Origin of the sequence: Leucobacter sp. USHLN153 (genome assembly GCF_037145615.1) — a bacterium.
In the GTDB taxonomy this organism is placed as follows: domain Bacteria; phylum Actinomycetota; class Actinomycetes; order Actinomycetales; family Microbacteriaceae; genus Leucobacter.
In genome coordinates this window covers 38,280-64,446 of the sequence record NZ_JBBCXE010000007.1, presented here as the reverse complement: position 1 = coordinate 64,446, position 26,167 = coordinate 38,280, and the positions used below count along the sequence as shown (strand labels likewise).

General features: G+C 68.2%; 19 protein-coding genes. 8 read left to right on the top strand and 11 right to left on the bottom strand.

Translation table 11 applies throughout. The annotated features are described in order from the left end of the window. Positions 1-54 precede the first annotated feature (54 nt). From lysA to WFH00_RS11640, 4 genes are all read right to left on the bottom strand, one after another. Positions 55-1,398: a diaminopimelate decarboxylase gene (gene lysA, locus WFH00_RS11655; protein ID WP_336661017.1), complete on the bottom strand. Its 1,344-nt coding sequence runs from the start codon at positions 1,396-1,398 to the stop codon at positions 55-57. 235 nt (positions 1,399-1,633) lie between these two features. Then, positions 1,634-1,828, bottom strand: coding sequence for a hypothetical protein (locus WFH00_RS11650; protein ID WP_336661016.1), 195 nt, complete (start codon positions 1,826-1,828; stop codon positions 1,634-1,636). A 92-nt stretch (positions 1,829-1,920) separates the two neighbouring features. Further along, complete coding sequence (locus WFH00_RS11645) at positions 1,921-3,450, bottom strand: APC family permease (RefSeq protein ID WP_336661015.1); 1,530 nt, start codon at positions 3,448-3,450, stop codon at positions 1,921-1,923. 229 nt (positions 3,451-3,679) lie between these two features. Continuing rightward, a complete protein-coding gene (locus tag WFH00_RS11640; RefSeq protein ID WP_336661014.1) occupies positions 3,680-5,383 on the bottom strand; it encodes an aminotransferase class I/II-fold pyridoxal phosphate-dependent enzyme in 1,704 nt (567 codons plus the stop codon). Positions 5,384-5,535: 152 nt separating this feature from the next. On the opposite strand from WFH00_RS11640, the gene WFH00_RS11635 reads away from it, so the two are divergent. Continuing rightward, a complete protein-coding gene (locus WFH00_RS11635; RefSeq protein WP_336661013.1) occupies positions 5,536-6,528 on the top strand; it encodes a LysR family transcriptional regulator in 993 nt (330 codons plus the stop codon). Positions 6,529-6,687: 159 nt separating this feature from the next. Here WFH00_RS11635 and WFH00_RS11630 read toward each other — a convergent pair whose 3' ends face one another. Both WFH00_RS11630 and WFH00_RS11625 read right to left on the bottom strand, forming a co-directional pair. Further along, positions 6,688-7,671, bottom strand: a complete 984-nt coding sequence (locus WFH00_RS11630) for a TerC family protein (protein WP_336661012.1) — start codon at positions 7,669-7,671, stop codon at positions 6,688-6,690. Between the two features lie 322 nt (positions 7,672-7,993). Next, entirely contained in the window at positions 7,994-8,956 is a 963-nt protein-coding gene (locus WFH00_RS11625; RefSeq protein ID WP_336661011.1) for a Ppx/GppA phosphatase family protein, read from the bottom strand. A gap of 191 nt (positions 8,957-9,147) precedes the next feature. Here WFH00_RS11625 and WFH00_RS11620 point away from each other — a divergent pair, with 191 nt between their 5' ends. Beyond that, a complete protein-coding gene (locus WFH00_RS11620) occupies positions 9,148-9,534 on the top strand; it encodes a GntR family transcriptional regulator (RefSeq protein ID WP_336661010.1) in 387 nt (128 codons plus the stop codon). 72 nt (positions 9,535-9,606) lie between these two features. Here the strand turns inward: WFH00_RS11620 and WFH00_RS11615 are convergent, their stop codons facing one another. Beyond that, the gene (locus WFH00_RS11615) at positions 9,607-12,000 is read right to left on the bottom strand and encodes a glycosyltransferase family 2 protein (RefSeq protein WP_336661009.1); all 2,394 of its coding nucleotides are present in this window, start codon (positions 11,998-12,000) and stop codon (positions 9,607-9,609) included. Positions 12,001-12,299: 299 nt separating this feature from the next. On the opposite strand from WFH00_RS11615, the gene WFH00_RS11610 reads away from it, so the two are divergent. Further along, positions 12,300-13,928 (top strand): chitinase, encoded by a 1,629-nt coding sequence (locus tag WFH00_RS11610; RefSeq protein ID WP_336661008.1) that lies wholly within the window; start codon positions 12,300-12,302, stop codon positions 13,926-13,928. 38 nt (positions 13,929-13,966) lie between these two features. Here WFH00_RS11610 and WFH00_RS11605 read toward each other — a convergent pair whose 3' ends face one another. Both WFH00_RS11605 and WFH00_RS11600 read right to left on the bottom strand, forming a co-directional pair. Further along, a complete protein-coding gene (locus tag WFH00_RS11605; RefSeq protein ID WP_336661007.1) occupies positions 13,967-16,552 on the bottom strand; it encodes a DEAD/DEAH box helicase in 2,586 nt (861 codons plus the stop codon). After that, positions 16,549-18,003, bottom strand: a complete 1,455-nt coding sequence (locus WFH00_RS11600; RefSeq protein ID WP_336661006.1) for a DUF2130 domain-containing protein — start codon at positions 18,001-18,003, stop codon at positions 16,549-16,551. The genes WFH00_RS11605 and WFH00_RS11600 overlap by 4 nt, the downstream gene beginning before the upstream one ends. 118 nt (positions 18,004-18,121) lie before the next feature. Between WFH00_RS11600 and WFH00_RS11595 the strand changes: the two genes are divergently transcribed. The 3 genes from WFH00_RS11595 (at position 18,122) to WFH00_RS11585 (ending at position 22,394) form a co-directional block, all read left to right on the top strand. Continuing rightward, the gene (locus tag WFH00_RS11595) at positions 18,122-19,207 is read left to right on the top strand and encodes an NADH:flavin oxidoreductase/NADH oxidase (protein WP_336661005.1); all 1,086 of its coding nucleotides are present in this window, start codon (positions 18,122-18,124) and stop codon (positions 19,205-19,207) included. Positions 19,208-19,284: 77 nt separating this feature from the next. Then, complete coding sequence (locus WFH00_RS11590; protein WP_336661004.1) at positions 19,285-20,616, top strand: winged helix DNA-binding domain-containing protein; 1,332 nt, start codon at positions 19,285-19,287, stop codon at positions 20,614-20,616. A 44-nt stretch (positions 20,617-20,660) separates the two neighbouring features. Continuing rightward, positions 20,661-22,394, top strand: coding sequence for a cation:proton antiporter (locus WFH00_RS11585; RefSeq protein ID WP_336661003.1), 1,734 nt, complete (start codon positions 20,661-20,663; stop codon positions 22,392-22,394). A 68-nt stretch (positions 22,395-22,462) separates the two neighbouring features. Here the strand turns inward: WFH00_RS11585 and WFH00_RS11580 are convergent, their stop codons facing one another. Beyond that, positions 22,463-22,954: an Lrp/AsnC family transcriptional regulator gene (locus WFH00_RS11580; protein WP_336661002.1), complete on the bottom strand. Its 492-nt coding sequence runs from the start codon at positions 22,952-22,954 to the stop codon at positions 22,463-22,465. Positions 22,955-23,140: 186 nt separating this feature from the next. Between WFH00_RS11580 and ald the strand changes: the two genes are divergently transcribed. Next, complete coding sequence (gene ald, locus WFH00_RS11575) at positions 23,141-24,265, top strand: alanine dehydrogenase (RefSeq protein ID WP_336661001.1); 1,125 nt, start codon at positions 23,141-23,143, stop codon at positions 24,263-24,265. 17 nt (positions 24,266-24,282) lie between these two features. After that, entirely contained in the window at positions 24,283-24,744 is a 462-nt protein-coding gene (locus WFH00_RS11570) for a hypothetical protein (protein WP_336661000.1), read from the top strand. A 123-nt stretch (positions 24,745-24,867) separates the two neighbouring features. On the opposite strand, the gene WFH00_RS11565 is transcribed toward WFH00_RS11570, so the two are convergent. Beyond that, positions 24,868-25,986, bottom strand: a complete 1,119-nt coding sequence (locus tag WFH00_RS11565) for a pyridoxal phosphate-dependent aminotransferase (protein WP_442918851.1) — start codon at positions 25,984-25,986, stop codon at positions 24,868-24,870. Positions 25,987-26,167 lie beyond the last annotated feature (181 nt).

Genomic DNA, 26,167 nt, shown 5'->3' with positions numbered 1-26,167 from the left:
TCAAAACGAGGCGGCGGCGCAGGGCTCCCGCGCGCGTCGCCGCCTCGACTGAAGCTACGGGGCCGAACCGGCACCGTCGACGACCGCGGGCGCGTGCACCGCGAGCAGGTCCTCGTACGTCTCTCGCCGCGCCACCAGCCGCGCCGACCCGTCGCGCACGAAGACGATCGCGGGCTTCAGCGCGCCGTTGTAGTTATTGGCGAGCGTGTAGCCGTAGGCGCCGGTCGTCGCGAGCACAGCGAGGTCGCCGACGTGCGCTTCGGGCAGCGGCGCGCGGTCCACGAGCAGGTCGCCCGACTCGCACTGCCGCCCCACGAGCTGCGCGGTCTCAGTCCACGGGTCGAGCGCGCGATTCGCGAGCAGAGTCTCGAAGCGCTGGCCCATGAGCGCGGCGTCCAGCTGATCCGCCAAGCCGCCGTCGACGGCCACGAACACGCGGCCCGTGCGCTTCACGGTGGTCACCCGGTACAGCGTCACCCCGGCGCGCGCGACAACGGCGCGACCGGGCTCGATCATGATCCGCGCCCCGGCCGGCAGGTGCTCGCGCGCCGCAGCGACGATTGTGTCGAGGTACTCGTCGATCGACGGCGCGACATCGTCGTACGTGTACTTCACGCCGAGCCCGCCGCCGACGTCGTACACGTCGAACTCCCCCGCCGTCGAGATCTTCGCGACCGCCTCGCCGAACTGGTCGACGTCGAGAATCTGCGAACCGATGTGCAGGTGCACGCCCTCGAACTCCATGAGCGGGTGCGCCCGCATGCGCTCGATCGCACGCAGCGCCTGATCCATCGGCAGGCCGAACTTCGAGTCCGATCCCCCGGTCGCCTGCGACGCGTGCGTCTTCGCCTCAACCCCGGGAATCACACGCAGCAGCAGCTTCTGCGGCGCGGTGAGCAGGCGCTCGAGACGATCCAGCTCGTCGTCGTTGTCCACGATGATCGTGTCGACGCCCGCCTCGAGCGCCATCCGCAGCTCGGCATCGGTCTTCGCGTTGCCGTGAAAATGCAGCTTCGCCGGAGACACCCCCGCGGCGAGCGCGAGCCGCAGCTCTCCCCCACCGGCGATGTCGACCGACAGCCCCTCCTCCGCCGCGATTCGGTACATGCCGACCGCGGGGAACGACTTCGAGGCGAACAGCACTTCCGATTCGGGCCAGCGCGCGCTCAGCCCGTCGATAAAGCGGCGGATCTGCCGACGCAGTCCGGCCTCATCGTACACATAGAGCGGAGTGCCGTATTGCTCAGCGAGCTCGGTCACCGAGACGCCGCCGATGTGCAGCACGCCCTCGGCGTCGACGGCCGACTCCTCGGGGAGGATCGACCACAGCTCGCCGAGGCGGTTGCCCTCCGGGCTCGGCTGGGACAGCACGGGCTGAGGGTGCGTGGATTCAGTCATGTGGGTACTCCAAACTTCGGGTCGCGACGAACAATGCGAACGCGCGAGCGCCTAGGCGCCGCAGAAACAGGTGGGATGAGTGCGTGCAGCGGCTGCGCTACACGTATCCCGTCCAGACCTGCAGGAGGCCCACCGGAGGATGCGTCGGATGCTCACGAGTTACAACGCGCAACTCCCCCACCTCCTTGCTTTCCTGATCCAACGCTCCATGAGCGGAGTTTCGCTGCTGCTTCGGCTATCCGCCGTACGGCGGCGCTTCCCTGCGCTGCGTCTGCACGGCAGCCATTTCCTCGGAGTGCTTCCGCAGCGCGGAGAGCACGGCGCCACGAATGATCGCCCAGAGAATCCAGAGCGCAATGATCGTGACAAACAACCAGACGACAATGTACAGAATGAGAGCAAGGCCAGCCTCTGGCATGAGCGGATTCATCCGCTCAGCATATCGACCAGCTACTCAAGCCTCCGACGCCAGCAAAACCGCGGGCGGGCACGGCGCTCGCACGCCGCCCCGCCCGCTCATACTTACTCGCGCGAAGCCCCCGACACGACGGCCGGCTCCTCGTCACCCAGGTCCCCACCGTCGTAGAGCTCACCCTCGGCCGAACCGAGGCGGTAGCGACCGGGGCCGACGAGCACGATCATGCCCGTGTCGATCCGCCGCCCGAGCACGGAGTTCTTGCGCCCGGTGAAGTAGTACCAGACCAGCACGATGGCGGTCCAGACGACGAACACGATGATGGTGATCGGGCGCAGGTCCTTGATGATCCAGAGGCAGCCGATGATCGAGAGGATCGGCACGACCGGGTACAGCGGCACGCGGAACTTGCGCTCGAGGTCGGGCTCCCGGCGCCGCAGCACCATGACCGCGATAGACACGACCGTGAACGCGGCGAGCGTGCCGATCGACGTCATCTCCGCGAGGAAGTTGATGGGGAGCACACCCGCGAGGATCGCGACGATCACCGAGACGATGATGGTGTTCGCGATCGGGGTGCTGGTGCGGCCGTTCACGCGGCTGAAGATCTTCGGCGCCATGCCGTCGCGCGACATGGTGAAGAGGATGCGGGTCTGGCCGTAGAGCACGACGAGCGTCACGCTGAAGATCGAGATCACAGCGCCGGCCGCCACGACGGTGCCGGGCCACGAGGCGCCCACGATGTTCTCGAGGATCGCGGAGAGGCCCGCGCTCTGTCCGTCGAAGTCGCCGCTCGCCTGCGCGCCGAGCGCGGTCACGGCCACGAGCACATACACGCCGGTGACGACGACGAGCGCCGCCATGAGCGCGATCGGGAGGTTGCGGCGCGGGTTCTTCGCCTCGTCACCCGCGGTCGCGACCGCGTCGAGGCCCACGAACGAGAAGAAGATGATGCCGGCGCCGGTCATGATGCCGCCGATGCCGAAGGGCGCGAAGTCCGCGAAGTGATCCGCGTTCCAGCCGGTGACGCCGACCGCCACGAAGAAGAGCAGCACGGCGATCTTGATGCACACCATGATCGTGTTGGTGACGACCGAGTGCGAAGTGCCGCGAATGAGCAGCAGGCAGCAGAGAGCGATGAGGATCACCGCAGGCAGGTTGATGATCCCGCCCTCTTCAGGCGCGTACAGCAGTTCCTTCGGGAACTGGAAGCCGAAGAGATTGTTCACGAGCTGGTTCACGTACTGCGACCAGCCCACCGCCACCGCGGCCGTCGATACGCCGTACTCGAGCAGCAAACACGCTGCGACGCCCATCGCGGGAAGCTCACCCAGCGTGCTGTAGGCATACGAGTAGGAGGATCCGGAAACCGGGACGGAGCTCGCGAGCTCCGCGTAGCAGAGCACCGAGAGGCCCGCCACGACGCCCGCGATGATGAACGACCAGATCACCGCGGGGCCCGCGATCGGCACGGCCTCCGACAGGATGAAGAAGATACCGGTGCCGATGGTGCCGCCGACGCCGATCATGGTGAGCTGGAACAGCCCGATGCTGCGCTTGAGCTGACTGCCGCTCTCACCACCGTCGCGGGGAACCGGTTTCACGCGAAAGAGCTGCTGTCGCAGTGTGCTCGCCATACGTGTCTTCTCCAGACTTCGTTGTCACTGGGCCTTGCGGCCCGATCATTCGTCCCGAGCCGTGCTGCACGGCCGGGTGCCCGGTCTTCCGGGCGATGCTCGAATCTCGAGCAATCCGCGGCGGTTGGCCGCGAAGTCGTAGCGGCGCCGTCGCAGGCGCCGCGATCCTGACGGGTTTCTACCCGGGTGCTCGGGTCTCACCCCGAATGCCACACCGGGCCCACCCGGCTCACTCCACGCGCAGCACGCGGAAGCTTTCGATGTTGGCATCGATCGCACCGCGGACGTATCCGGTGGGCGAGGCCGCGACGGCCTGCAGAAAGGCTACAGCCTCCTCGGTGATCTCTTCACCAGGCATCACATTCGGGATCCCGGGAGGATATGCCGCGAGCGTGTCTGCGGAGACGCGACCAATGGCTGCCGCAGCGGAGACGACCTCGGTCTCGCCGAAGAAAGCGCCGCGGAGGCTCGCGCGGTAGGCGCCGGGCTTCGGGAGCGCCGGGAAGTCGTGCGCGTCGCCGCTCGCGCGCCGCTCGATGTCGGCCTCGGGCGACTCCACGCTCGCGACCATCGCGCGGTACACGGCGTCGGTGTCGAAGGTCTTGCCGGCACCGATCACGGCGACGAGCGAAGTCGCGGTCGACATCTCGAAGTAGATGTCGTGGTGATCGCTGAGGTGCTGGCGCAGCCAGTGCCCGGTGATGCCGGCGCGACTCACGTCGATCGGCACGCGCAGCAGATCGGTGTCGACAATGTCGTCGAAGCGGTCGAAGCCATCGCTCACGATGCTGAAGCGGGGGTCTTCGCGCAGGATCTCGCGGAAGCGGATCGCTCCTGCGACCGAGCGCCCGATCGTCTCCGTGCCGGTCACGAGTGCGTGCCGCGCGATGTCGAGCGAGCCGCGGAGCAGCGCGCTCGAGGAGGTCGACGCCGTCATGCTGAATGCGCGCTCGATGAGGGGCTCCAGGCGATCCGCGAACGGACCGTAGCCGAGGTGCAGCATCGCGGACTGGGTCAGCGAGCCTGCGAGCTTGTGCGTGCTCGAGATGACGAGGTCGGCACCGAGGCGAGCGGGCGACTCAGGGAGCTCGGGGTGGAAGCCGAAGTGCGGGCCCCACGCGCCATCGACGATGAGGGGCGCGCCGTGGGTGTGGGCGACCTCGGAGAGTCCGCGCACGTCGGAGACCGAGCCGAAGTAGCTCGGCGAGATGACGTAGACCGCGCGGGCGGGGGCGCCGTTCTGCTCCGCCTCGGTGAGGGCCGCGTCGAGCGCCTCGGGCGAGACACCGTGCGCCATGCCGTGCTCGGCGTCGACGTTCGGCATAACGTAGCTCGGCGTGATGCCCGCGAGGAGCATGCCGTCGCTGAAGCTCGAGTGAGCGCTGCGCTGGGCGAGCACGCGGTCGCCGAGGCCGCGCGCCGCGATCGCGACGGTGCGGTTGGCCTGCGAGGCGCCGTTCGTGAGGAACCAGGTGCGCTTCGCACCCCACGCCTCGGCGGCGAGCTCGAGCGCCTCGCCGAGCGGGGTCGTGGTCTCGCCGGGAGCCGCGAGGTCGACGCCGTCGATGAGCATCGGGATGTCGAGGCGGAGCGCCTGCTCGCCGAGGAAGCTCGAGAGGCGGCCGCTCAGGTCGCGCTCGGTGCCACCGTGGCCCGGGACCATGAGCTGCACCGCGCCGCGGGCGGCATGCGCCTCAAGGGCGTCGGCGTAGGGGGCGGTGCCGTGGTCGAGGCGGAAGCGCTCGTCGGCCCAGCGCTGCAGCTCGGGGGTGCGCGCGGGGAGGGCGGTGCTTGCGGTGCTTGCGGTGCGCTCCGATCCGGCGTCAGCAGCCGTCGCCTTGCGCGCCTGCGGCGCGAGCGCGCTCCGAATATCCGCAGTGGAATCGGGGGCGGTCGGCGCAGAGCTCAGATCGGTGTGCAGCATGCCTGACATGTTCGTCCTGCGCGCCCCGCCGCGGAATCCCCGACTCTGCTGTGATGTCACATACGCCATCTGTGACACCGTGCAATTTGCGCTCGCGTGCGAAACATGGCATAAGGGACACGCGGCGTGCGTCGCACCGGGGCGGAGCAGGGAGTGGAAACATGATCGATCCGCGACAGCTGCAGGCGCTCCGCGCGGTGCACCGGGAGGGCTCGGTGACGCGCGCGGCGCGATCCCTCGCCTGGAGCCAGCCCACCGTCGACTACCACCTGCGTAATCTCGAGCGGCTCATCGGCGCCCCGGTGCTCGCTCGGTCGAAGCGCGGATCGACGCTCACCCCCGTCGGCGTGCTCGTGCTCGACCGCGGCGAGGAGATCCTGAGCCTCTCGGACCGCGCGCTCCGCGACGCCCGCGACCTCGCGCAGATGGGCCGCACGCGCCTCACCTTCGGCACCTTCCCGACCGCGGCCGCGAAGCTCCTCCCCTCGATCGTGTCGCAGGTGTCCGACCTCGGCATCGAGATCGACGCCGTGCTCGAGGAGGTCGGGCCACTCGTCGCGCACGTCAACGACCGCACGCTCGACGCCGCGCTGCTTTACTCTGTGCCCGGGTACGAGGTGCCGGTGCGGGCCGATATCGTCACGACGGAGGTGCTCCGCGATCCGCTGATGCTCGCCCTGCCCGAGGGGCATCCGCTCGCCGATCGCGCGTCGATCGACCGCGAGACCCTGCTGTCGCTGCACACGGAACGGTGGCTGTTCGGGGCGGGGCGCGAGGATCCGATCGACGTGATTGTCGCGGACGCCTTCGCTGAGGCGGGGTACGAGGTCGATGTGGCGATCCGCACCGACGACTTCCAGGTGATGCTCGGCATGGTCGCGGCCGGTATGGTGATCGGGTTACTGGCGCGGCTCGCGGCTGGACCGACGCACCACGGCGTCGTGCTCGTGCCGATCGACGACCCGGCGTTCGTGCGGACGGTGCTGCTTGCGGCGCCTCGGGCGTCGGGTGCGGGGTCGGGTGCGGGTGCCGGCACGGGTGCGGGCGGCGCGGTGGGCGGATCGACCCCCGCCCAGCCCTCGACCGCCGTGCGCCAGCTCGCCGTGGCGATCCGCACCGCCGTCGCGCGCGCCGAGCACCCCGCCTTCGGCTAGCCCACCACCGCGCCGCGCCGCGCCTCCCGCCGCGCCGCGCCCGCCGAGCACCGCACCCCGCCGAACCCCTGCGATCGGGGTAAGTTGCGACGCGTGTCGCCGACGGCGGAGCCGCGACACGCACCGTAAGTTACCCCGATCGCAGGGGTTTCGGGGGCGTCAGGCGTCTAGGGGCTCGCGCTCGCGGCGGCGCGTCTTGCGGAGGCTCAGCACGGTCGCGACGGTGATCGTGAGCGCGATGAAGGCGAGCGAGAACCAGATCGGGATCTCGGGCACCCAGAGGATCGGCTCCCCGCCGTTGATGAACGGCAGTTCGTTCACGTGCAGCGCGTGGAAGACGAGCTTCACGCCGATGAATGCGAGAATCACGGCGAGCCCCTGCGACAGGTAGACCAGGCGCTCGAGCAGTCCGCCGATCAGGAAGAACAGCTGCCGCAGCCCCATCAGCGCGAGCGCGTTCGCGGTGAACACGATGTAGGCCTCGTTGGTGAGCCCGTAGATCGCGGGGATCGAGTCGACCGCGAAGATGAGGTCGACGAAGCCGATCGCGACGATTGTCAAGAACATCGGCGTGAACAGGCGCTTTCCGCCGATTCGTGTGCTCAGGCGATCCTCGTCGTACTCAGCGGTCACCGGGAGCGTGCGCCGCACGAAGCGCATGAACCGGCTGTTCGCAGGGTCGGATTCGTGGCTCGCGAACGCTTGGCGCCACGCGAGGAAGAGGAGGAGCGCGCCGAACGCGTAGAAGATCCAGCTGAAGTTCTCGATGAGCGTCGCACCAGCAGCGATGAACGCGCCGCGCAGCACGAGCGCGATGATGATGCCGATCATGAGCACCTTCTGCTGGAACCGCTTCGGCACCGCGAACGCGCCCATCACGAGGAGGAACACGAAGAGGTTGTCGATCGAGAGCGCCTTCTCGGTCAGGTAGCCCGCGAAGTACTCGCCGCCGTAGTTCCAGCCCGAAACAACCCCGATGCCGACGCCAAAGAGCAGCGCGAAGCCGACGTAGAAGGCGGACCAGCGCGCCGATTCCCCGATGCTCGGCTCGTGGGGCTTGCGCACGTGCGCGAAGAACTCGTAGACGAAGAAGGCGATTGTGACGAGGATCGTGATGATCCAGACCAGCGGCGTGACCTGCATGTGCGCTCCAAGGGGTTGGTGAAACCACCAAGGTCTCCTCCACCCCGTGCCGTCGGCGGTCACCCACCGAGCACCCGGGGCCAGTGGCCCGGAATGCGATGTCGCATCCGTAATGACGGGCTCACTGCCAGCGGGAGTACTCCCCTTGCTGCAGCCAAGCTATCGCCGCGGGCTGGGAAAGCGCCGGGTTGTTGTGCGCCCATGCGACGCTTCTGGCCGTTTGCGGCGCCCGAAGCGGCCACTTGCGTCCCCTCGGCGCGGTTCACGCTGAGTGCCGAGCGCCCGCGGGCGCGGCGCGGCGCAGCAGGCTCTCGCGCCCGCTCTACCGCGCCGCGTCGCGCACCGGCTCCGCCCCGCGGCCGTCGAGCGCGTCGATGTAGCGGAGCACGATGCCCTCGCGGAGCGCCCACGGCGAGATCGTGAGCGTGCTCACGTCAAACACCTTCATCGCGGTCCGAAGCACGATCGCGCCCGCGAGCACCTGGTACCCCCGCTCCGGCGTGATGCCCGGCAGGTACTCGCGCACGGCGCCTGGCATCTCACGCAGCGACGGCTCCCACTCGCGCAGGCCCACGTAGTGCAGCTGGGCGAGGTCGCCGGTCACTGGATCGGCCGGGCCGCCAACGAGCCGCGCGAGCGAGCGGATCGTCTTCGAGGTGCCGACCACCCGCTTCGGGCGCGGCCGCCCATTGAAGAGTTCGTCGCGCACTCGGGTGAACTCCTCGCGAGCGTGAGCGCGCAAGCGCGAGACGGCATCGCGCGAGGGGGGATCCTCGACCAGAAAATTGATGGTGGATCGCCCCGCACCGAGCGGCAGCGACACCTGCACATCGGGATACTCGTCGGCTCCCTGCGCGATCTCGAACGAGCCGCCGCCGATGTCGAAGAGGAGGATCTCGCCCGCGGACCAGCCCAGCCAGCGGCGCACGGCGAGCATGGTGATCCGCGCCTCGTCCTCCCCCGACAGCACCCGCAGCTGCGTTCCGGTCTCGCGCGCGACCCGCGCGAGCACCTCCTCGCCGTTGGCCGCCTCGCGGATCGCGCTCGTCGCCGTCGCGATGAGGTCGTCGACGCCGATCTGCCGCGCCGTGTCGACGCACTCGCGGATCGCCTCGACGATGCGCGCGACGCCGTCCTCCGAGATCGCGCCGTCGTCGTCGAGGTAGCGCATCAGCCGCAGCACCGAGCGCTGCGAGTGGTACGGCACCGGGCTCGCGCCGGGGTGCGCGTCGACGACGAGCAGGTGGACGGTGTTGGATCCGACGTCGATCACTCCGAGACGCATGGTGCGATTCTAGTGGGGCGGCGCCGCTCGACCGCCGTCTGCGTGCGTGATTCAGCGCACGCTGGGATCGGGGTACCTTTCGGTGCGTGTTGAGGAGGACGGGTGCCCCGACACGCGGTCGAAGTTACCCCGATTGTAGATGGGGTGGGACGGGCGGGGTGGCGGATCGCGGGCAGCGTTACGCTGAGGGCATGGCCGATCGCACGCTCGAACTCTTTCAGCTCGACTCAGCATCGAGCGAGCCGCCGTTTCGGCAGATTCGCGATCTGGTCGTGGCAGCGGTCTCCGACGGCCGTCTCTCGTCGGGAGCCCGGCTACCCACGGTACGGTCGCTCGCGACGCACCTCGGTGTCGCCGCGAACACGGTTGCCTCGGCGTACCGCGCGCTCGAGGAGCAGTGCATCGCGGAGGGGCGCGGCCGCGCGGGGACGTTCATCGCGGCGGTCGGCGACCCCGTCGAGGCGGCCGCGGCGGGGGTGGCGCGCGAGGCCGCCCGGCAGCTCACGGAACTTGGCGTCGCGGGCGAGCGTGCGATCGCGCTGCTCACTGAGGCCGTGCGGAAGGGCGACGACGGGTGATCGCGCTACTCACCGAGGCCGTGCGGAGGGGCGACGACTGGTGATCCGCCGCCCCTCGCCGCACTACCGCCACTAGCCCTCCGAGCCGGCCTCGCCGGTACCCTTGCGCTTCTGCGTCGCGAGCGAACGCGAGATTACCTCGCCGACGTCGTGCGCCGCCTCGGGATCGAGCACGATCGTCTCGGTCGCGCCAGGCGCGACACCCTCACGTACGACGACCGGGGTGCCGAGCGCGGCCACCGCGGAGACCTCCTTGCGCACGCCGCCGAGTCGGCGACGCCGGTCGCTCGAGCGGGCCAGGTCGCGGCGCAGACGCCGGTCGCCGTGGTACAGGATCGCTTGCCAGTTCACCTCAGCGTCGGGGTCGACGAGGTTCTTGCGCTTCTGCTTCGGCGGCTTCGGCGCGACGTACAGCCAGCCGACGATGCCGAGCACGGCGTCGACGATCGCGGCGCGCACGCCGATGTAGGAGACCGCCGCCCACGTCGCCATGACGGCGTTGAAGGCCGCGAAGATGAAGTTGCCCCAATTGCCGAGCATGAAATCGCGGTACGCGGTGATCACCGAGAACGCGATGATCACGAACGGCAGGATCACGTAGATCGCGGGCGACGCGGTGCGGCCCGTCACCTTCGGCGTGCGCGCAAACGGAATCTTCTCGCCGGTGACTCCCTGCTGCAGCGACTTCAGCACGCCCGCAAGGTTCACCGGCAGCAGCACGAGGTTGAAGCCGTAGATGCGGAAGATGTCGCTGAGGCGGTGCCCGCTCGCGCGGAGGTCGAGGGCCTGCGAGATGAAGTACGGGAGCGCCGCCGCCACGACGAGCGGGCTCAGGAGCCGCGAGTCGAAGGGGAAGAACAGCAGGAAGATGAGGCCGAAGCTCGCCCACGCGAGCGACGACATGTAGTTCGTGCGGAGCATCTTCTCGGAGAGGCGCACCCGCGCCGGCGTGTGCTTGCGCACCCGGATCATCTCCAGAAGCTTCGGCATGATGAGGAGGCCGCCGTTCGCCCAGCGGCGGCGCTGCACGATGAGCGAGCCGAAGTCGGGCGGGGTCGCGCTGTAGCTCAGACGCTCGGGGTAGTTCTCCAGCGACCAGCCGTGGGCCCCGAGATCGACGCTCGACTCGGTGTCCTCGATGACCGTGCGATCCTGCACGTACGTCGTGATCTCGAAGCCGCCGACGGTCTCCGTGACCGCGATATCGGCAAGCGCAGCCTTGCGGATCACGGCGTTCGCACCCACCCAGAAGGTCGCGTTGAAGTAGGTGAGCCCCTGGTGCTGAATGTGCTGCAGGTCGGTCGTCGCGCCCGCGATGCGCTCGATGCGGGTCGGGGCGCCGCGGAACGACGAGTACGGCGTCTGCGTCACCGCGACGCGCTCGTTCTCGGGCTGCTCCAGCAAGTACACGAGCCGCACGCAGTAGTCGCGGAGCAGCTGCGAGTCGGCGTCGAGCGTGAGGAGGTAGCGGCTATCGGGAACGACGAGGTCCGGTTCTTCCTCGGAGCCCTCGCGGATCGGCTCGAGCAGCTGCACGCCGGTCTCGTTCGACACGTGGTAGCGACCGCCCATGAGCGAGATGTACGAGTTCAAGTTCATCGCCTTGTTCGGCTCCTGAGACAGCGACGCGTACTTCTTGCGCTCGAAGGAGCGCATATCGGCGCTGAAGATCCAGACGAGACGACGGTAGAGCTGCTCGAGGCGCTCGCGATCCGGCGACCCGCCCTGCTCGTAGGCGGCGTGCAGCGCGAGGCGCGTGAGGCGGAGGTCGTTCGAGAGGCCGAGCAGCACCTGCTCGGCGAAGAACTCAGCCATGTGGTCGTTCACCGGCTCGTTCGCGGCGAACTCGTCGAGCCAGGCGGCAGCTGCGGCGTAGGCTTCAGCGGCGCGGCGGGCATCTTCGGGGCCGGTCGTCTCTGGCGTCGACTCCTGGAACACGCGCATGGCTTCGGTCGCCTGCGTGAGCGGGGCCTCGAGCTGGGTCTGGATGTCGCCGAGGAGCCCGCGGGTCTGGTTGAGGCGGTCGAGGGCCTCCCCCGTGAGGTTCGTGTCCTTGTCGTCGATGAGCAGTACGACGCGCACCGACGGGAACTCCTGCAGCGCCGCCGACCAGAGCGTGTAACGCACGACCTCGGGCTCTTCGTCGTAGCTCGGGATCAGCACCGTCACATCGGCATCGGATTCCGCGAAGTGCTGATCGATCAGCGCCCGCTCCACGCGCCGGTGCTCCTTGAAGCGCACGAGAGCGCCGTAGCGCGCCATGAGGTACATGAGCGCGGAGAAGGTGAGCGCCGTCACCGTCAGCCCGTACACCCACGTCTGCACGTGGAAGATGAAGGACTCGGTCGGCCCCTCGATCACCATGCGCACGATCGTCGTGATCATGTAGGTGAACCACGCGAGCACCGTGATCACGATGGCGGCGCGAGCCCACACGATCGAGCCCGCACTCGGCTGGGAGTGCATGATTGCGAGCGGCTCGGATCTGCGCTCTGCGCCCCACTGCCGCCGACGCGAAGGCGCGCTCGTGTCCGTCGTCTGTCCCACCCCTGACCCCCCAGGAATTGTTTACCGCGTGTCGGCGCTGACGGCGTGGCTCTCGCACGGTCATCGCGACGCCGGTGTCTTGCACGCGAGGCGGGAGAAATGACCGTCTTGCGTGCGCGAGCGTGTGATCGCTCATATAGCATAGCTGACGGTAGAGACCGACATAGGGAGTATCCCAGACCCGAACCGTGGGCGAGGGCAGGGTAAGGGGATGTCAAATGGCTCAGTGGTACCCGGGTCGTAAATTGTCGTGGGCGCGACTGAGTGTGGTACTCGTGGTGATCGCGGGACTCATCAGCGGGGGCATCTACGCGTGGACGCGCGTAGAGGACTCGCAGGTCGCCGCGGAGCGCACCCCCTGGTTCGACGCGTACGTCGATGTCACCGCGACCCCGATGTTCCCGTTCGAGTCCCCGGGCGAAGACGGGCAGAAGAACGTTGTGCTGTCGTTCATCGTCGCGGATTCGGCAGATGCGTGCGAGCCCACCTGGGGCGGCTACTACAACCTTGACGAGGCCGAGCACTCGCTCGATCTCGACCGCAAGCTGCAGCGCTTGCGAAACCTCGGCGGATCGGCGATGGTGTCGTTCGGCGGGCAGGCGAACCACGACATCGCCTTTGACTGCGCCGACGAGGATCGCCTCGTGGAGAGCTACTCCGAGGTGATCGATCGCTACGATCTCGCGAGCATCGACATGGACATCGAGGGCACCTTCCTCTCGAGCGAGGAGGGCGTCGCGCGCCAGGCGGCCGCCATTCGCAAGGTGCAGGACGCCCAGAAGGACGGGCTCGACGTGTGGCTGACGCTGCCGGTCGCCCCGGACGGGCTGACCTATGAGGGCCTCCGGGCGATCCGCGCGTATCTGAAGGCCGGTGTCGACCTCGCGGGCGTCAATGTCATGACAATGAACTACAACTCGGAGCGCGAGAACGACTTCTACCCCGCCGTCGAGAGCAGCCTTGAGGCGACGCACTCGCAGCTGCGCTCGCTGTACCAGGAGATCGACGCGCCGATCGGTGACGCGACCGCCTGGAGCCGCGTCTCCGCGACGCCGATGATCGGCCAGAACGACACCCGCAAGGACGTGTTCACGCTCGAGGACGCGCAGAAGCTCTCGGCGCTCGCGCACGAGCACGGCATGTCGCGCATGTCGATGTGGTCGCTGAACCGCGATCGGGAGTGCGACGCGAACTGGCCGGATCCGAAGACGGTCTCCGACAACTGCAGTGGCGTCGTGCAGGAGAAGGGCGACTTCTCGAAGATTCTGCGCAAGCACCGCTCGGGCGCGATCTCGCAGGTCGCCGAGGAGGTCGAGAACGACGGACCGGTCGAGCTCGTCGAGGACGACCCCGAGACGAGCCCGTACCCGATCTGGAGCGAGGTGACCGCATACCCAGCCGAAACGAAGGTCGTGTGGCACCGTAATGTCTACGAGTCGAAGTGGTGGACCGAGGGCGACCAGCCGGATCAGGCGGCCGAGAACGGCTCGCAGCCGTGGCGCCTGCTCGGGCCGGTGCTGCCGGGCGAGAAGCCGATCGAGCGCCCGAAGCTTCCGGCAGACACCTACGCGAAGTGGGATAAGGACGCCGAGTACCGTCGCGGAGATCGCGTGATGTTCGACGGCGACGGCTACGAGGCGAAGTGGTACTCGGCCGGCGACAGCCCCGACGCCGCGCTCGTGCAGCCGCAGGACTCTCCGTGGCGTGCACTCACTGACGCCGAGATCGCGAAGGTGACCGGCTCCTCGAACGAGGCATCGACGGGGGCGAACGGATCGGGTGCCGCCGTGCAGGCGGATTCGTCGAGCGACGCGTCCGGCGAGGGTTCGGGGAACGGCGGGGCGTAGCGCCGGAGCTGTGCGAGGCGGGGCGTAGGGCCGCTCGCCTAGAGCGCGCCCACCCGCTCCACACGGACGACGGGCTCCCCCTCGGCCTCGGATTCCGCGAGGTCGAGGGAGCCCTCGATCCCCCAGTCGCGATTCCCGGCCGGGTCGAGCAGCACCTGGCGGAAGCGCCAGAACCCCTCGAGCGCGCTGCTGCGATCGACTTCGAGGAGGCGCGGCGATCGCGCGTCGGCGTCGACGCGGATATCGTCGTACTCGTCGAAGTAGTCCGCGAGCGCTTCGCGCCAGCGCTGCTCGCCGAAGCCGTGCGGACCGTCGAGCTCCCCGAGCTCCGCGTACCGCTCGAATGACGCAGCTTGCACCCTGCGGAACAGCGCGTTCCGCAGCATCACGAGGAACGCGCTCTGATTCGTGAGCACGGATCGCGTGGGCGGCGCGAGTGCCGCGGCCGTCGCGCCATCGTCCGCGTCGAGCCCGAGCATCGCCCGAGCCGTACGCAACGCCTCGGGATCCGGCTGGGAGAGCGCCTCCCACTCGTCGATGAGGCTCGAGTCGACCTGCCGCACGACCTCTCCGAGCCAGTCGATGAGCTCCTCGAGTTCGAGGCTCTTGGCTTGCTCGGGGACGGTGCGCTCAATCGCGCGGTAGGCGTCACTGAGGTAACGGAGCACACCGCCCTCGGCTCTCCCGAGCTGATAAAAGGAGACCAGATCGCGGAACCCGAACGCTCGCTCGATCATGTCGCGCACGACGGACTTCGGCCGGAGCGCGAAGTCGCGCGCCCACGGCACCTCCTTCGTGTACTCGGTGAACGCCTCGTCGAGGAGCTCCTTGAGCGGCTGCGGGTGCGTGACCGCCTCGAGCAGTTCCATGCGCTCGTCGTACTCGATGCCTTCCGCTTTCATCGCGGCGACGGCCTCACCGCGGGCCCGGTGCTCCTGCGCGCGGAGGATCGCGCGCGGATCCTCGAGCGTCGCCTCGATGATCGAGATGACGTCGAGCGGGTACTCGGCTGAGTCGGGGTCGAGCAGTTCGATCGCCGCGAGGGCGAACGGTGAGAGCGGCTGATTCAGCGCGAAGTTCGCCTGCAATTCGACCGTGAGCCTGAGGAGGCGCTCCCCCCGCTCGTTCGTGTGGACCTCGACGATGCCGCCCTGCCGGAGCGTGCGGAAGATCGCGAGCGCGGTGCGGGCGTGGGTGAACTGCACCGCGCGAGGCTCATGGCTGTCGAACACCAGCGTCCGCATGGTCTCGAGCGCCTCACCCTCGCGGCTCTCGCCGCGTCCGATGACCCCGAGCACCATCGAGTGGGTGATGCGCATGCGGCTGACGAGCGCCTCGGGCTGCGAGCCGACGAGCTTCTCCAGGGTCGCCTCGCTCCAGGCGACGAAGCCCTGCGGTGGCGACTTCTTTTTCGCGGGCTTCACCTTTTTGCCGCCGGAAGCTTTGGCAGCGGCCTTCGCCGCGGACTTGGCGTTCTCGACCTCGTGCTCTGGCGCGAGCGCGATCACGTCGCCCTCGGTGTCGAAGCCCGCGCGCCCCGCCCGACCGGCGATCTGGTGGAACTCGCGAGCGGAGAGCCGACGCATCTTCTCACCGTCGAACTTCGTGAGTGCCGTGATGACGACGGTACGGATCGGAACGTTGATGCCGACGCCGAGCGTGTCGGTACCGCAGATGACCCGCAGCAGCCCGCGCTGAGCCAGCTGCTCGACGAGTCTGCGATAGCGCGGAAGCATGCCCGCGTGGTGCACGCCGATGCCCGAGCGCACCAGACGGGAGAGCGTCGAGCCGAAGCCCGTCGAAAACCGGAAGTCGCCGATAGCGGCGGCGATCTCGTCGCGGCCCGCGCGATCGACGATCCGAATGCTGGAGAGCGCCTGCGCCTGCTCGACCGCGTGCGACTGATTGAAGTGCACAAGGTATGCGGGCGTCTGCCGATCCTCGATCAATCGCTCGACCACCTCGTGCGCTGGCGCGACCTCGTATGCGAATGAGAGCGGCACGGGTCGCTCGACCCCGGTGACGAGCGCGGTGTCGCGCCCCGTGCGGCGCGAAAGATCATCGGCCAGCTCGGTCACGTCCCCGAGCGTCGCCGACATGAGCAGAAACTGCGCGTCTCGCATGAGAAGCAACGGCACCTGCCAAGCCCAGCCGCGCTCGGGCTCCGCGTAGAAGTGGAACTCATCCATCACGACCTGCGTGATGCCGCCGGCGGTGCGGTCGCGGATCGCCAGGTTCGCCAGGATCTCGGCCGTGCAGCACAGGATCGGCGCGTCGGGATTGATCGAGGTGTCCCCCGTCACCATGCCGACCCGGTCCGCCCCGAAGACGTCGACCAGGTCGAAGAACTTCTCGCTGACCAACGCCTTGATCGGCGCCGTGTACACCGTCCGCCGCTGCTCGGAGAGCGCGACGAAGTGCGCCCCGAGCGCGACCAGCGACTTGCCGGTGCCGGTCGGCGTCGCGAGGATCACGTTGCTGCCGAGCGCGATGCCGAGCACCGCCTCTTCCTGAGCGGGGTACAGGCGGAGCGCCCGCTCCTCCCAAGCCCACTCCTCGAAGGCCGCGTAGGCCTCGTCGGCCTCCGCGAAGTGCGTCGAGTCGAGGATCGCTCCGAGGCTCATACGCGCGCACCCTCGAAAAACTCGGCGTCTTCCGACTCGTCCTCACGTTCGGGCGCCGCCTCACCGCGCTCGATCTCGGCGAACTTCGTCTGCATGGTCGGGTTGCCGCGCGTCAGCTTCTTGATGGTGACGCCCTGCGCTTTGTCGTTCGCGAGCCGCAGATTGTTCTCCGACTTCAGCAGGTTGTCTTTCACCTTCTGCATCTCCGCGATGGAGGTGTCGATGCGCTTGATCGCTTCCTGGAACTGGCGCGACGCGAGATCGTAGTTGCGCCCGAAGGCGTCCTTGAACGAGTCGAGCTCCGACTCGAAGTTCGTGATGTCGATGTTCTGCGACTTCACGTGCTCGAGCTCCACCTTGTACTTCAGCGAGTTCAACGCAGCGTTCCGCAGCAGCGTAATGAGCGGGATGAAGAACTGCGGCCGAATCACGTACATCTTCGGGTAGCGATGCGAAACGTCGACGATGCCGCTGTTGTAGAGCTCGCTCTCGGGCTCGAGCAGCGACACCAGCACGGCGTATTCGCAGCCCTTCTCGCGCCGATCTTTGTCGAGCTCCTTCAAGAAGTCTTCGTTGCGATGCTTCGTCGCGGTGCCGTCGGCCTCGTTCTTCATCTCGAACATGATCGAAACGATCTCAACGTCGGAAACGTCACGGTCACGGAAGATGTAATCTCCCTTGCTCCCCGTGCGGGCGTCGTTGTCTTTCTCGAAATACGCGTTCGGGAAGGCGGTGGCCCTGATCTGGTTGAACGTCGTTTCGCAGTGCTGCTCGAGCGTTTCTCCGATCATCTTCGTCGAGAGCCGCGCCTTCATATCGCGGAGGCGCTCGATCGCATCATCGCGGTCGCGCAGTTGCATCTCGTAGCGCTCCTTCAATGCGCGCTCCGCGAGCTCCTTCTCGAGCTCAGCGCGCTCGAGCACGCCCTGAATCTCATCGCGCTCCCGCTCGACCCGGCCCACGGCCTCGGAGATCTCCAGCTGCTTCGCGAGCTCGGTCGACGACAGCTTCGAACGCAGCTCTTGCAACTCCTTATCGCGCGCAGCGACCTCCTCCTGCAGCTGCGCACCGAGCTTCGCCTCGGCCAGCTCGATCGCGGCCTGCTGCTCGCGCTTCGCCTGAACGAGCTCGGCGGCAAGCGCATCGCGATCCTTCTCGACCGCCCCGAGAGCCTCTGCGACCGCAAGCTTCTTCGCGGTCTCGCTCGCCTCCACCCGGGACTGCAGCCGCTGAATCTCGGCGTCTTTCTCCGCCTGCGCCCGCTGCAACTGCCCCGCCGCGTTCGACTCGGCGAGCTCCAACGCGCGCCGCTTGTCATGCTCCGCGAGTTCGAGCCGCTCATGCAGCTGCGCCTCGAATTCGCTGTCTCGCACCTGCTTCACAATGTCGGCGTACCCCGCCTTGTCGACGGCGAACGCTTCTCCGCAGTGCGGGCACTTGATCTCGTGCACGGGGCCTCCTTCGATGTGAGCGGTGTAGGTCTCCCGACAACAGTGGCACAGACCACCGACATTGATGCTCAGCGAGGCCGTGCAGTGCGGCCATTCAAGAGGAGTAGGCTCCCTCGTTATGGCTGATCCGATCCTTTTCCGTCCCTTCTCCCTTCGCGATCTCGAAGTCCGCAACCGTCTGTGGGTGGCACCGATGTGCCAGTATTCGGTCGACTCGGAGGACGGCGTCGTCGGCGACTGGCACCTGCAGCATCTCGGCGGCTTCGCGCGCGGCGGCGCCGGGTTGGTGTTCATGGAGGCGACGGGCGTGACGCCCGAGGGCCGCATCAGCCCGCGCTGCCCCGGCATCTGGAGCGACGAGCAGCTGCCGGCACTGACGCGCATCACCGATGCTGTCCACGCGCACGGCGCAAAGATCGGCGTGCAGCTCGCGCACGCGGGTCGCAAGGGTTCGACCTACCCCTCGCTGCCCGATTTCCCCGAGGGAAGCGTGCCCGAGAGCGAGGGCGGGTGGCAGACCGTCGCTCCATCGGCCGTCGCGTTCGGCGACTACGCGGAGCCGCGCGCGCTGGAGACTGAGGAGATCGCGGGAATCGTCCGCGCCTTCATCGACGCCGCGGGTCGCGCGGTGCGGGCCGGTTTCGACGTCGTCGAGGTGCACGCCGCGCACGGCTACCTCGTGCACCAGTTTCTTTCTCCGCTGTCGAACCGACGCGACGACTCCTATGGCGGCTCGCTCGAGGGCCGGGCGCGCCTGCTGCGCGAGATCGTGCAGGGCATTCGCTCGGCGCACCCGTCGCTCCCGATGGTGGTTCGCGTCTCTGCGACCGAGTGGACCGAGGGCGGCTTCGACGTCGAGGAGGCCGCTCAGGTCGCGACCTGGCTCGCCGAAGACGGTGCGGACCTCATCGATACTTCGAGCGGCGGCAATACTCCCAGCGCCTCGATCCCCGTCGGGCCCGCGTACCAGGTGCCGCTCGCGGCTCGCTTGCGCGCCGAAAATGCGCTGCCCGTGAGCGCCGTCGGGCTCATCACGGGTTCTGAGCAGGCCGAGAGCATCCTCGCGACGGGCCAGGCCGACGTGGTAACGCTCGGCCGACCGCTGCTCACGAACCCTCACCTGCCGATCTCGTGGGCGCACGAGCTGCGCGCACCGGCGGCGAAGTCACTGGTGCCGCCGCAGTACGCCCGCGCGCGGTTCTAAGCCGATTTTCGGGCGAGGGATCACCTCGCCCGGTCGGCTCCTCCATCAATGTCCGAGGCCGGTCATACACTGAGCGCATGACCGAGAACCTCTCTCCCAGTGACGTGCTAACAATGCGCATGCGGGCGCTCGGCTTGGCGAGAGCGGGCGTGGCCGGCGCGGTGGAGGCGGGGCCCGGCGCGGTGGAGGCGGGGCCCGGCGCGGTGGATGCGGGGCCCGGCACGGTGGCGTGGCCAGCTGGCTCCGGGCTGGCGGATCCTGCTCAGCCCGGGAGTGCGCAGCGCACTGCATCCGAATCCGCGCCGAGCGGCGCCGAGCGCATCGCCAATGTCGCGCGACGCATGCTCGCGGTGCAGGGGCAGGACTGGCGCTCGGCGCGTTGGGCACTCGGCGTCCGGGCGCCCGGCACGACTATATCCGATGTCGAGGCGGCATTCGCGGAACGGCGGATCGTGCGCTCCTGGCCGATGCGCGGCACTGTGCACATCGTGAGCGCCGACGATATCGGCTGGATGCAGGGCGCGACGAATCATCGCGTGCTCGCCGGTGCACCGAAGCGCCGCGCCTACCTCGGCATGAGCGACGCGGTGCTCGATCGCCTCGTCGAGACCTCATTGGCCGCCCTCGCCGCGTCACGGGGGCTCGATCGCGATCAACTGGCTACGCACTGGACCGAGGCCGGTATCGAGTGGCAGAGCAACTGGCGGTACCACGTCATCTGGTGGCTCTGCCAGAACGGGCTCGCGGTGTTCGGGCCGGTGGGCTCGTCGGGTGAGCCGCTGCTCGTGCGCGCTGATGAGTGGATCATGCGGCCACGCCTGCTGGAGGGTGACGCGGCTCTCGCCGAATTGGCTACGCGGTATTCGCGGGCGCGCGGCCCGGTGCGCGCGACGGACTTCGCGTGGTGGTCGGGTCTCACGGTGCGCGAGGCCCGCCACGCGATCGCCCTGGCGAGCGACGCGGGCGAGCTCGTCGAGGCGCGAGCGCTGGACGACGCGGGCGCCCCCGTGGCCGGGGCGTCAGGCGTGCTGTGGGTCGATCCTGAGCTGCTCGGAAGCGGCGCGACAATGGCCCCGGGCGAGGTTCCCGAGTGGCAACTCCTCGCGGCCTTCGACGAGCACCTCCTCGGATACTCGGAGCGCGCGCCGCAGCTCGATCCCGCGCACTTCGAGCGAATCGTGCCGGGCCGAAACGGCATGTTCCTGGCGACCGTGGTACAGCGCGGCCGCGTCGTCGGCACGTGGAAGCGACGGCGAGCGGCCGGAGGTGGAATCGACGTGACGCCGCTGCCCGGCGAGCACGTCGAGACCCGGGGCGTGGAGCCCGCCGCAACGGAATGGGCGCGGTTCCATTGCCTCGAGGCACAGCCCGTCAGGCTTGCCCAGGAAGGAGAGATAGAGGACGAGTGATACCCCGCGGAGGTACCGCAAACACGCGCCTCTAGAATCGTTCTATGGAATTCGGCATGATCGCGGTGGCCGCTGTCATTGTTCTAGTGGGCACTTCGATCCTCGGGAGCAGGATCGGCGTGGCCGCTCCCCTCATTCTCGTTGTCGTCGGAATCGGCGCCGGCTACCTGCCCTTCGTGCCGCGCGTCGAGATCGACCCCGAAGTGATTCTGATCGGGGTGCTCCCACCACTCCTCTACGCCGCGGCCGTCAATGTCCCGCTCATCGACTTCCGCCGCAACTTCCGCCCGGTCGTCGGACTCTCCGTGTTGCTCGTGATCATCTCCGCCGTGGTGGTCGGGCTCATCCTGCACCTACTCGTCCCCGTGATCCCGTTCCCGGTGGGCGTCGCCCTCGGCGCGGTCATCAGCCCGACCGACGCGGTCGCCGCCACCTCGATCGGTAAGCGGCTCGGCATGCCGGATCGCCTCGTGTCCATCCTCGAGGGCGAGAGCCTCGTGAACGACGCGACCTCGCTCGTGCTCCTGAAGACCGCACTGGCCGCGGTCGCCGGCAGCTTCGTGTTCTGGGACGCCGCGGGATCCTTTGCCTTCTCCGTCGTGGCCGCCATCGCCATCGGGTTCGTGATGGGCCTGGTGACCGTGTGGATCCGCTCGAAGCTCCGCAACCCGGTCTACGACACGATCCTCTCGTTCGTCGTGCCCTTCGTGGCGTTCATGCCCGCCGAGGAGATCGGTGCGTCCGGCGTGCTCGCGGTCGTCGTCACCGGCCTGTACACCGGCCACCACGCCGCGAAGCGATTCAGCGCTCAGGCCCGCATGAATGAGCGCCTGAACTGGCGCACGGTGCAGTTCGCGCTTGAGAACGGGGTCTTCCTCGTGATGGGCCTGCAGCTGCATACGCTGCTGGACGAAGTGCACGAGACGGAACTCCAGCTGGAGCGCGTCGCACTCCTCGCCATCGGACTCGTGGTGCTGCTGATCCTGCTTCGCGCGCTCTTCATCTTCCCCTTGGTCTGGACCATGCGGGGCGACCAGAACCGCATTGAGCAGCGCAGCGTCGGGCTCACACGAATCCTGTCGCGGGCACGACGCAGCGACACTGATTCGCGAAGGCTCCGCAGGCTCGAGATCCTCGAGCAGCGCTCGCAGGCGGATCTCGCCCACGAGCAGGAACAGCAGCTCGGGTGGCGCGACGGCGCGGTGCTGTCATGGAGCGGCATGCGCGGCGTGGTGACGCTGGCGGCAGCCCAGTCGATCCCGACGAGCGTGCCGTATCGACCCCAGCTGATCCTGATCGCGTTCCTGATCGCCGTCATCACGCTGCTCCTCCACGGCCTCTCGCTCCCGATCTTCATTCGGAAGCTGTGGCCGAAGGGCGCGAACCCCAAGTCCAATGCCGCCGAGATGGAATCGCTGAGCCACGACCTCTTCGAGGCCGTGGACGCGGCCCTCGAGGATGAGCTCGAGGCAGACGAAGCGCACCCCGACGGCCACGTGCTGCCGAACGATGACGTGCTGAAGCGCGTGCGGCTCAACGCGAAGAGCGCGCTCGCGCCGCTGGCGTTTCCGGGAGCGCCCTCCACCGGGCCGGTGTCGACTCGCTCCCAGGAGTCGCAGGCGGATTGCTATCGCCGACTCCTCCGAGTGGCGCTCGACGCCCAGCGCGAGGCGCTCCTCGAGGAGCGGGCCATCGGCCGGTACAGCTCGCACACCCTCCGCGCGGCGGAACTCGCACTCGACGCGCACGAGGCGCGCAACTCGCCGACGGCGCTCTGAGGTGCGGTCGCGGCCGGTGAGGCGCGGTCAGCCGCCGCGAGGTGCCAGCCGCACGGGTCGGGCGGGATTCAGTCCTCCATCCGCACCGGGTTGCGGTGATGACTGAACACGATGCTCGTGCGCGTCGACGACACTGCGGGGTGCGCCGACAGGTGTTCAACGACGAAGTCTCGCACGTGATCCGAATCGCGAACCGCGAGGTGCACGATGAAGTCCTCGACGCCGCCGAGGAAGTAGAGCTGCATGACCTCGGGCAGGCGCCGCAGCTCCTGACTCAATTCGGTGATCCGCTGTCGTGCCCCTGATCGCACCGTGACACTGACGAGCACCTCCAGGTCGAGGCCGATCGCGCGCGGGTCCACCGTGGCCGTGAAACCGGTGATGATCTGGCGCGATTGCAGGCTGCGCACACGCGCGATGCAGGTCGAGGCCGCGACCCCCACGCGCTCGGCGAGCTCGGCATTCGTGATGCGGCCATTCGCCTGCAACTCGGCGATGATCTTGCGATCCACATCGTCGAGTTCTGCTGCACCGCGCAGATTCTTCGTAGTTTCGCCCATCAGCCACCGTCTTTCACTTACATTGGTGCAACTTGAGCCCGCTGCACCGAAGAGAATTCAGAGTAAGTGTATAACTGGCGAACATACTGCACAATGTAAAGGTTCGACCGCACATACCTCGCCGAGCCCGGCGCGGTGGCGGTTCAGCACAGAATCAGTACACCGCAGATTCCATTGGAGCATCTCATGCGCGTCGGTATTCCTACCGAAATCAAGAACAACGAGAACCGCGTCGCGATCACGCAGGCCGGCGTCGTCGAGCTCACCCGTCGTGGCCACGAGGTGTTCGTGCAGGCCGGCGCGGGCGAGGGATCCGCAATCTCTGATGATGAGTACGCCGCTGCCGGCGCCACGATCGTCGAGGGTGCGGAGAAGGTCTGGGCCGACTCCGACATGATCCTCAAGGTCAAGGAGCCCATCGCGGCCGAGTACGACAAGCTGCGCAAGGGCCAGGTGCTCTTCACGTACCTGCACCTCGCCGCTGACAAGACGCTGACCGAGAAGGTGCTCGAGTCGGGCACCACCGCGATCGCGTACGAGACCGTGCAGGCCGGCCGCGCGCTGCCGCTGCTCGCTCCGATGTCGGAGGTCGCTGGTCGCCTGTCCGCTCAGGTCGGCGCTTACTCCCTGATGAAGGCCAACGGCGGCCGCGGCGTGCTGCTCGGCGGCGTCACCGCGACCCGCCGCGGCAAGGTCGTCGTGATCGGCGGCGGCGCCGCCGGCGAGCAGGCCGCGCGCATCGCGTTCGGCATGGGCGCTGAGGTGACCGTGATCGACATCGCGATCCCGCGCCTCAAGCAGCTCGAAGACGAGTTCGGCGGTCGCATCCAGACGCGCACCTCGAACGCTCACAACATCACCGAGGCGCTGAAGGACGCCGACCTCGTGATCGGCTCCGTGCTCATCCCGGGTGAGAAGGCGCCGAAGCTCGTCACCGACGAGATGGTCGCGCAGATGAAGCCGGGCTCGGTGCTCGTCGACATCGCGATCGACCAGGGCGGCTGCTTCGAGAACTCGCGCCCGACGACGCACGACGATCCCACCTTCCAGGTGCACAACTCGATCTACTACTGCGTCGCGAACATGCCGGGTGCTGTTCCCGAGACCTCGACCGCGGCGCTCACGAATGCGACGCTCCCCTACGTCGTCGCGCTCGCCGACAAGGGCTGGGTCAAGGCACTGCAGGCAGATGAGTCGCTCGCGAAGGGCCTGAACGCCCACGACGGCGTGCTCACCTTCAAGGGTGTCTCCGACGCATTCCCGGAGCTCGCCTTCTCGAGCGTCGATGAGGTGCTTGCGGCGAACGCCTAAGGCGTACGCTGAATCGCATGGATTTGAAGTTCTCATTCGGAGGGGCGTCGCCCGATCATCACCACGGTGATGACGGGGGCGCCCCTTCGGGCATTCCCCTCCCGTTCACCACGGTTGCATCGGGCTCCACGAGCACCGTTCTCGAGGCCCAGGTGCGCCGCGAGGGCGATCTCGTCATCGGCGAGGTCGTGACCGGTGATGGGGTCACCTACGCCCGTGCTGAGGTGCCGCTCGCTCAGACCGACGCGCCGTCAAACGCAGCGCTCGCCAAGTCGACCCGCTCGGCACTCGCCCGGTCCGTCGCAGCATTGGAGGGACCGCTCGCCGAGTCGGTCACGGCGGTTGTCGTGTCACTCGGCGATGTGTCACGCGAGGTCGTCAAGGCGCTCGGGATCACGGATCTCGAGGCGTCCGCGGTGAGCGACGCGCTGCAGGCGCGGATCGGCGTCGCCGCGGGCACCCCCATCCGTCTCGGCTGATCCGCCCGCCGCAGCGGGGCCTCGCTGCTCAAGCTGGCCCGGCTGCTCAAGCTCGGCCGGCTGCTCAAGCTCGGCCGGCTGCGCGAGCCTCCGCGGACTCGCGCGTGCGATGCGCCTCGTCCGCTATGAGCGCTGGAAGCGGAGGATGCGCTCGAGCGCCTCGGCCACGGCCGGCTCTCCCGCTGCATATGAAAGGCGCACTGCCCGCGCCCCGTTCACCGGGTCGAAGTCGACGCCGGGTACCACCGCGACGTTCGCCCCCGCTAAGAGCTGTCGCGAGTACGTCACGGAGTCTCCGAACCGCTCGAGCTGCGGACCGAGTTCGGAGTAGTAGTAGAACGCTCCGTCAGACGGCGCCGCGACACCCCACTGGAGTTCGGCCTCCGCGTCGAGGATCAGTCGCCGCGCCCGCCCGAAGCCCTCGACGATTGCGTCGCGCTCGGCGTAGGTCTCGGCGTCGAAAGCGGTGAGCGCGAGCTCTTGCGCGGGCGCCGGCGGCGAGAGCGCGAAGTTCGAGGCGAGCGCTTCGAAGGGGGCGACCATCGAGTCCGGCAGCAGTGCCCATCCAAGCCGCCAGCCGGTCATCCCCCAGTACTTCGAGAACGAGTTGATGACGATCGCCTCGGGATCGAGCTCTCGCGCGGTCACGCCACGACAGTCCCGGGTATCCGCCGCGTCGAAGGTGATCCCGTGGTAGATCTCGTCGCTCACGAGACGCACGCCGCGCAGTGAGCACCAGGCGACGAGGGCAGTGAGCGCCGCGCGGTCGAGCATGGTGCCAGTGGGATTCGCCGGTGACGCGAGGATCAGGCCCGCCAGGTCGCCGTGCTCCTCAACGGCAGCGTCGAGCAGCGCCGGCGTCGGCTGGTATCGCGTTTCGGGTCCGGTGGGGATCTCGATGACCTGCACACCGAGCGCCGTCAGGATATTGCGGTAGGCGGGGTAGCCGGGGCTCGCCAGCGCCACGCGGTCGCCCGGGTCGAATGCCGCGAGGAACGCGAGCTGGAATGCTCCTGACGAACCCGTCGTGATCGCGACGGTCGCAGGGTCGACCTCCACGCCGTACCACTCGCGGTAGTGGCCCGCGACCGCTTCTCGCAGCGGCGCAGTGCCGAGGGGTCCGGTGTAGCCGGCCGGTTGGAACGTACCGGGCGCGGGCCTCGCGCTGGGCTCCCCTGCGCAGAGCGAGACGACATCGTGCCCGCCGGCCCTCCTCCGCGCGATCTCGTCAGTGATGCGCATTACCTCGAACGCCGGAATCGCGGAGCGCTGGGAAATGCGAGGCGTCACCGCGATCTTGCCGGTGTCCCCCACCGCACGGGTCGACGCCCGTCGCTCGCCCTGGGCGGGTGCAATCGCCGCTTCAGCTGTCGCGTCGACGGCCGCTTCCGGGGTGTCATCATCGAGCGAGATCGGTTCGCGT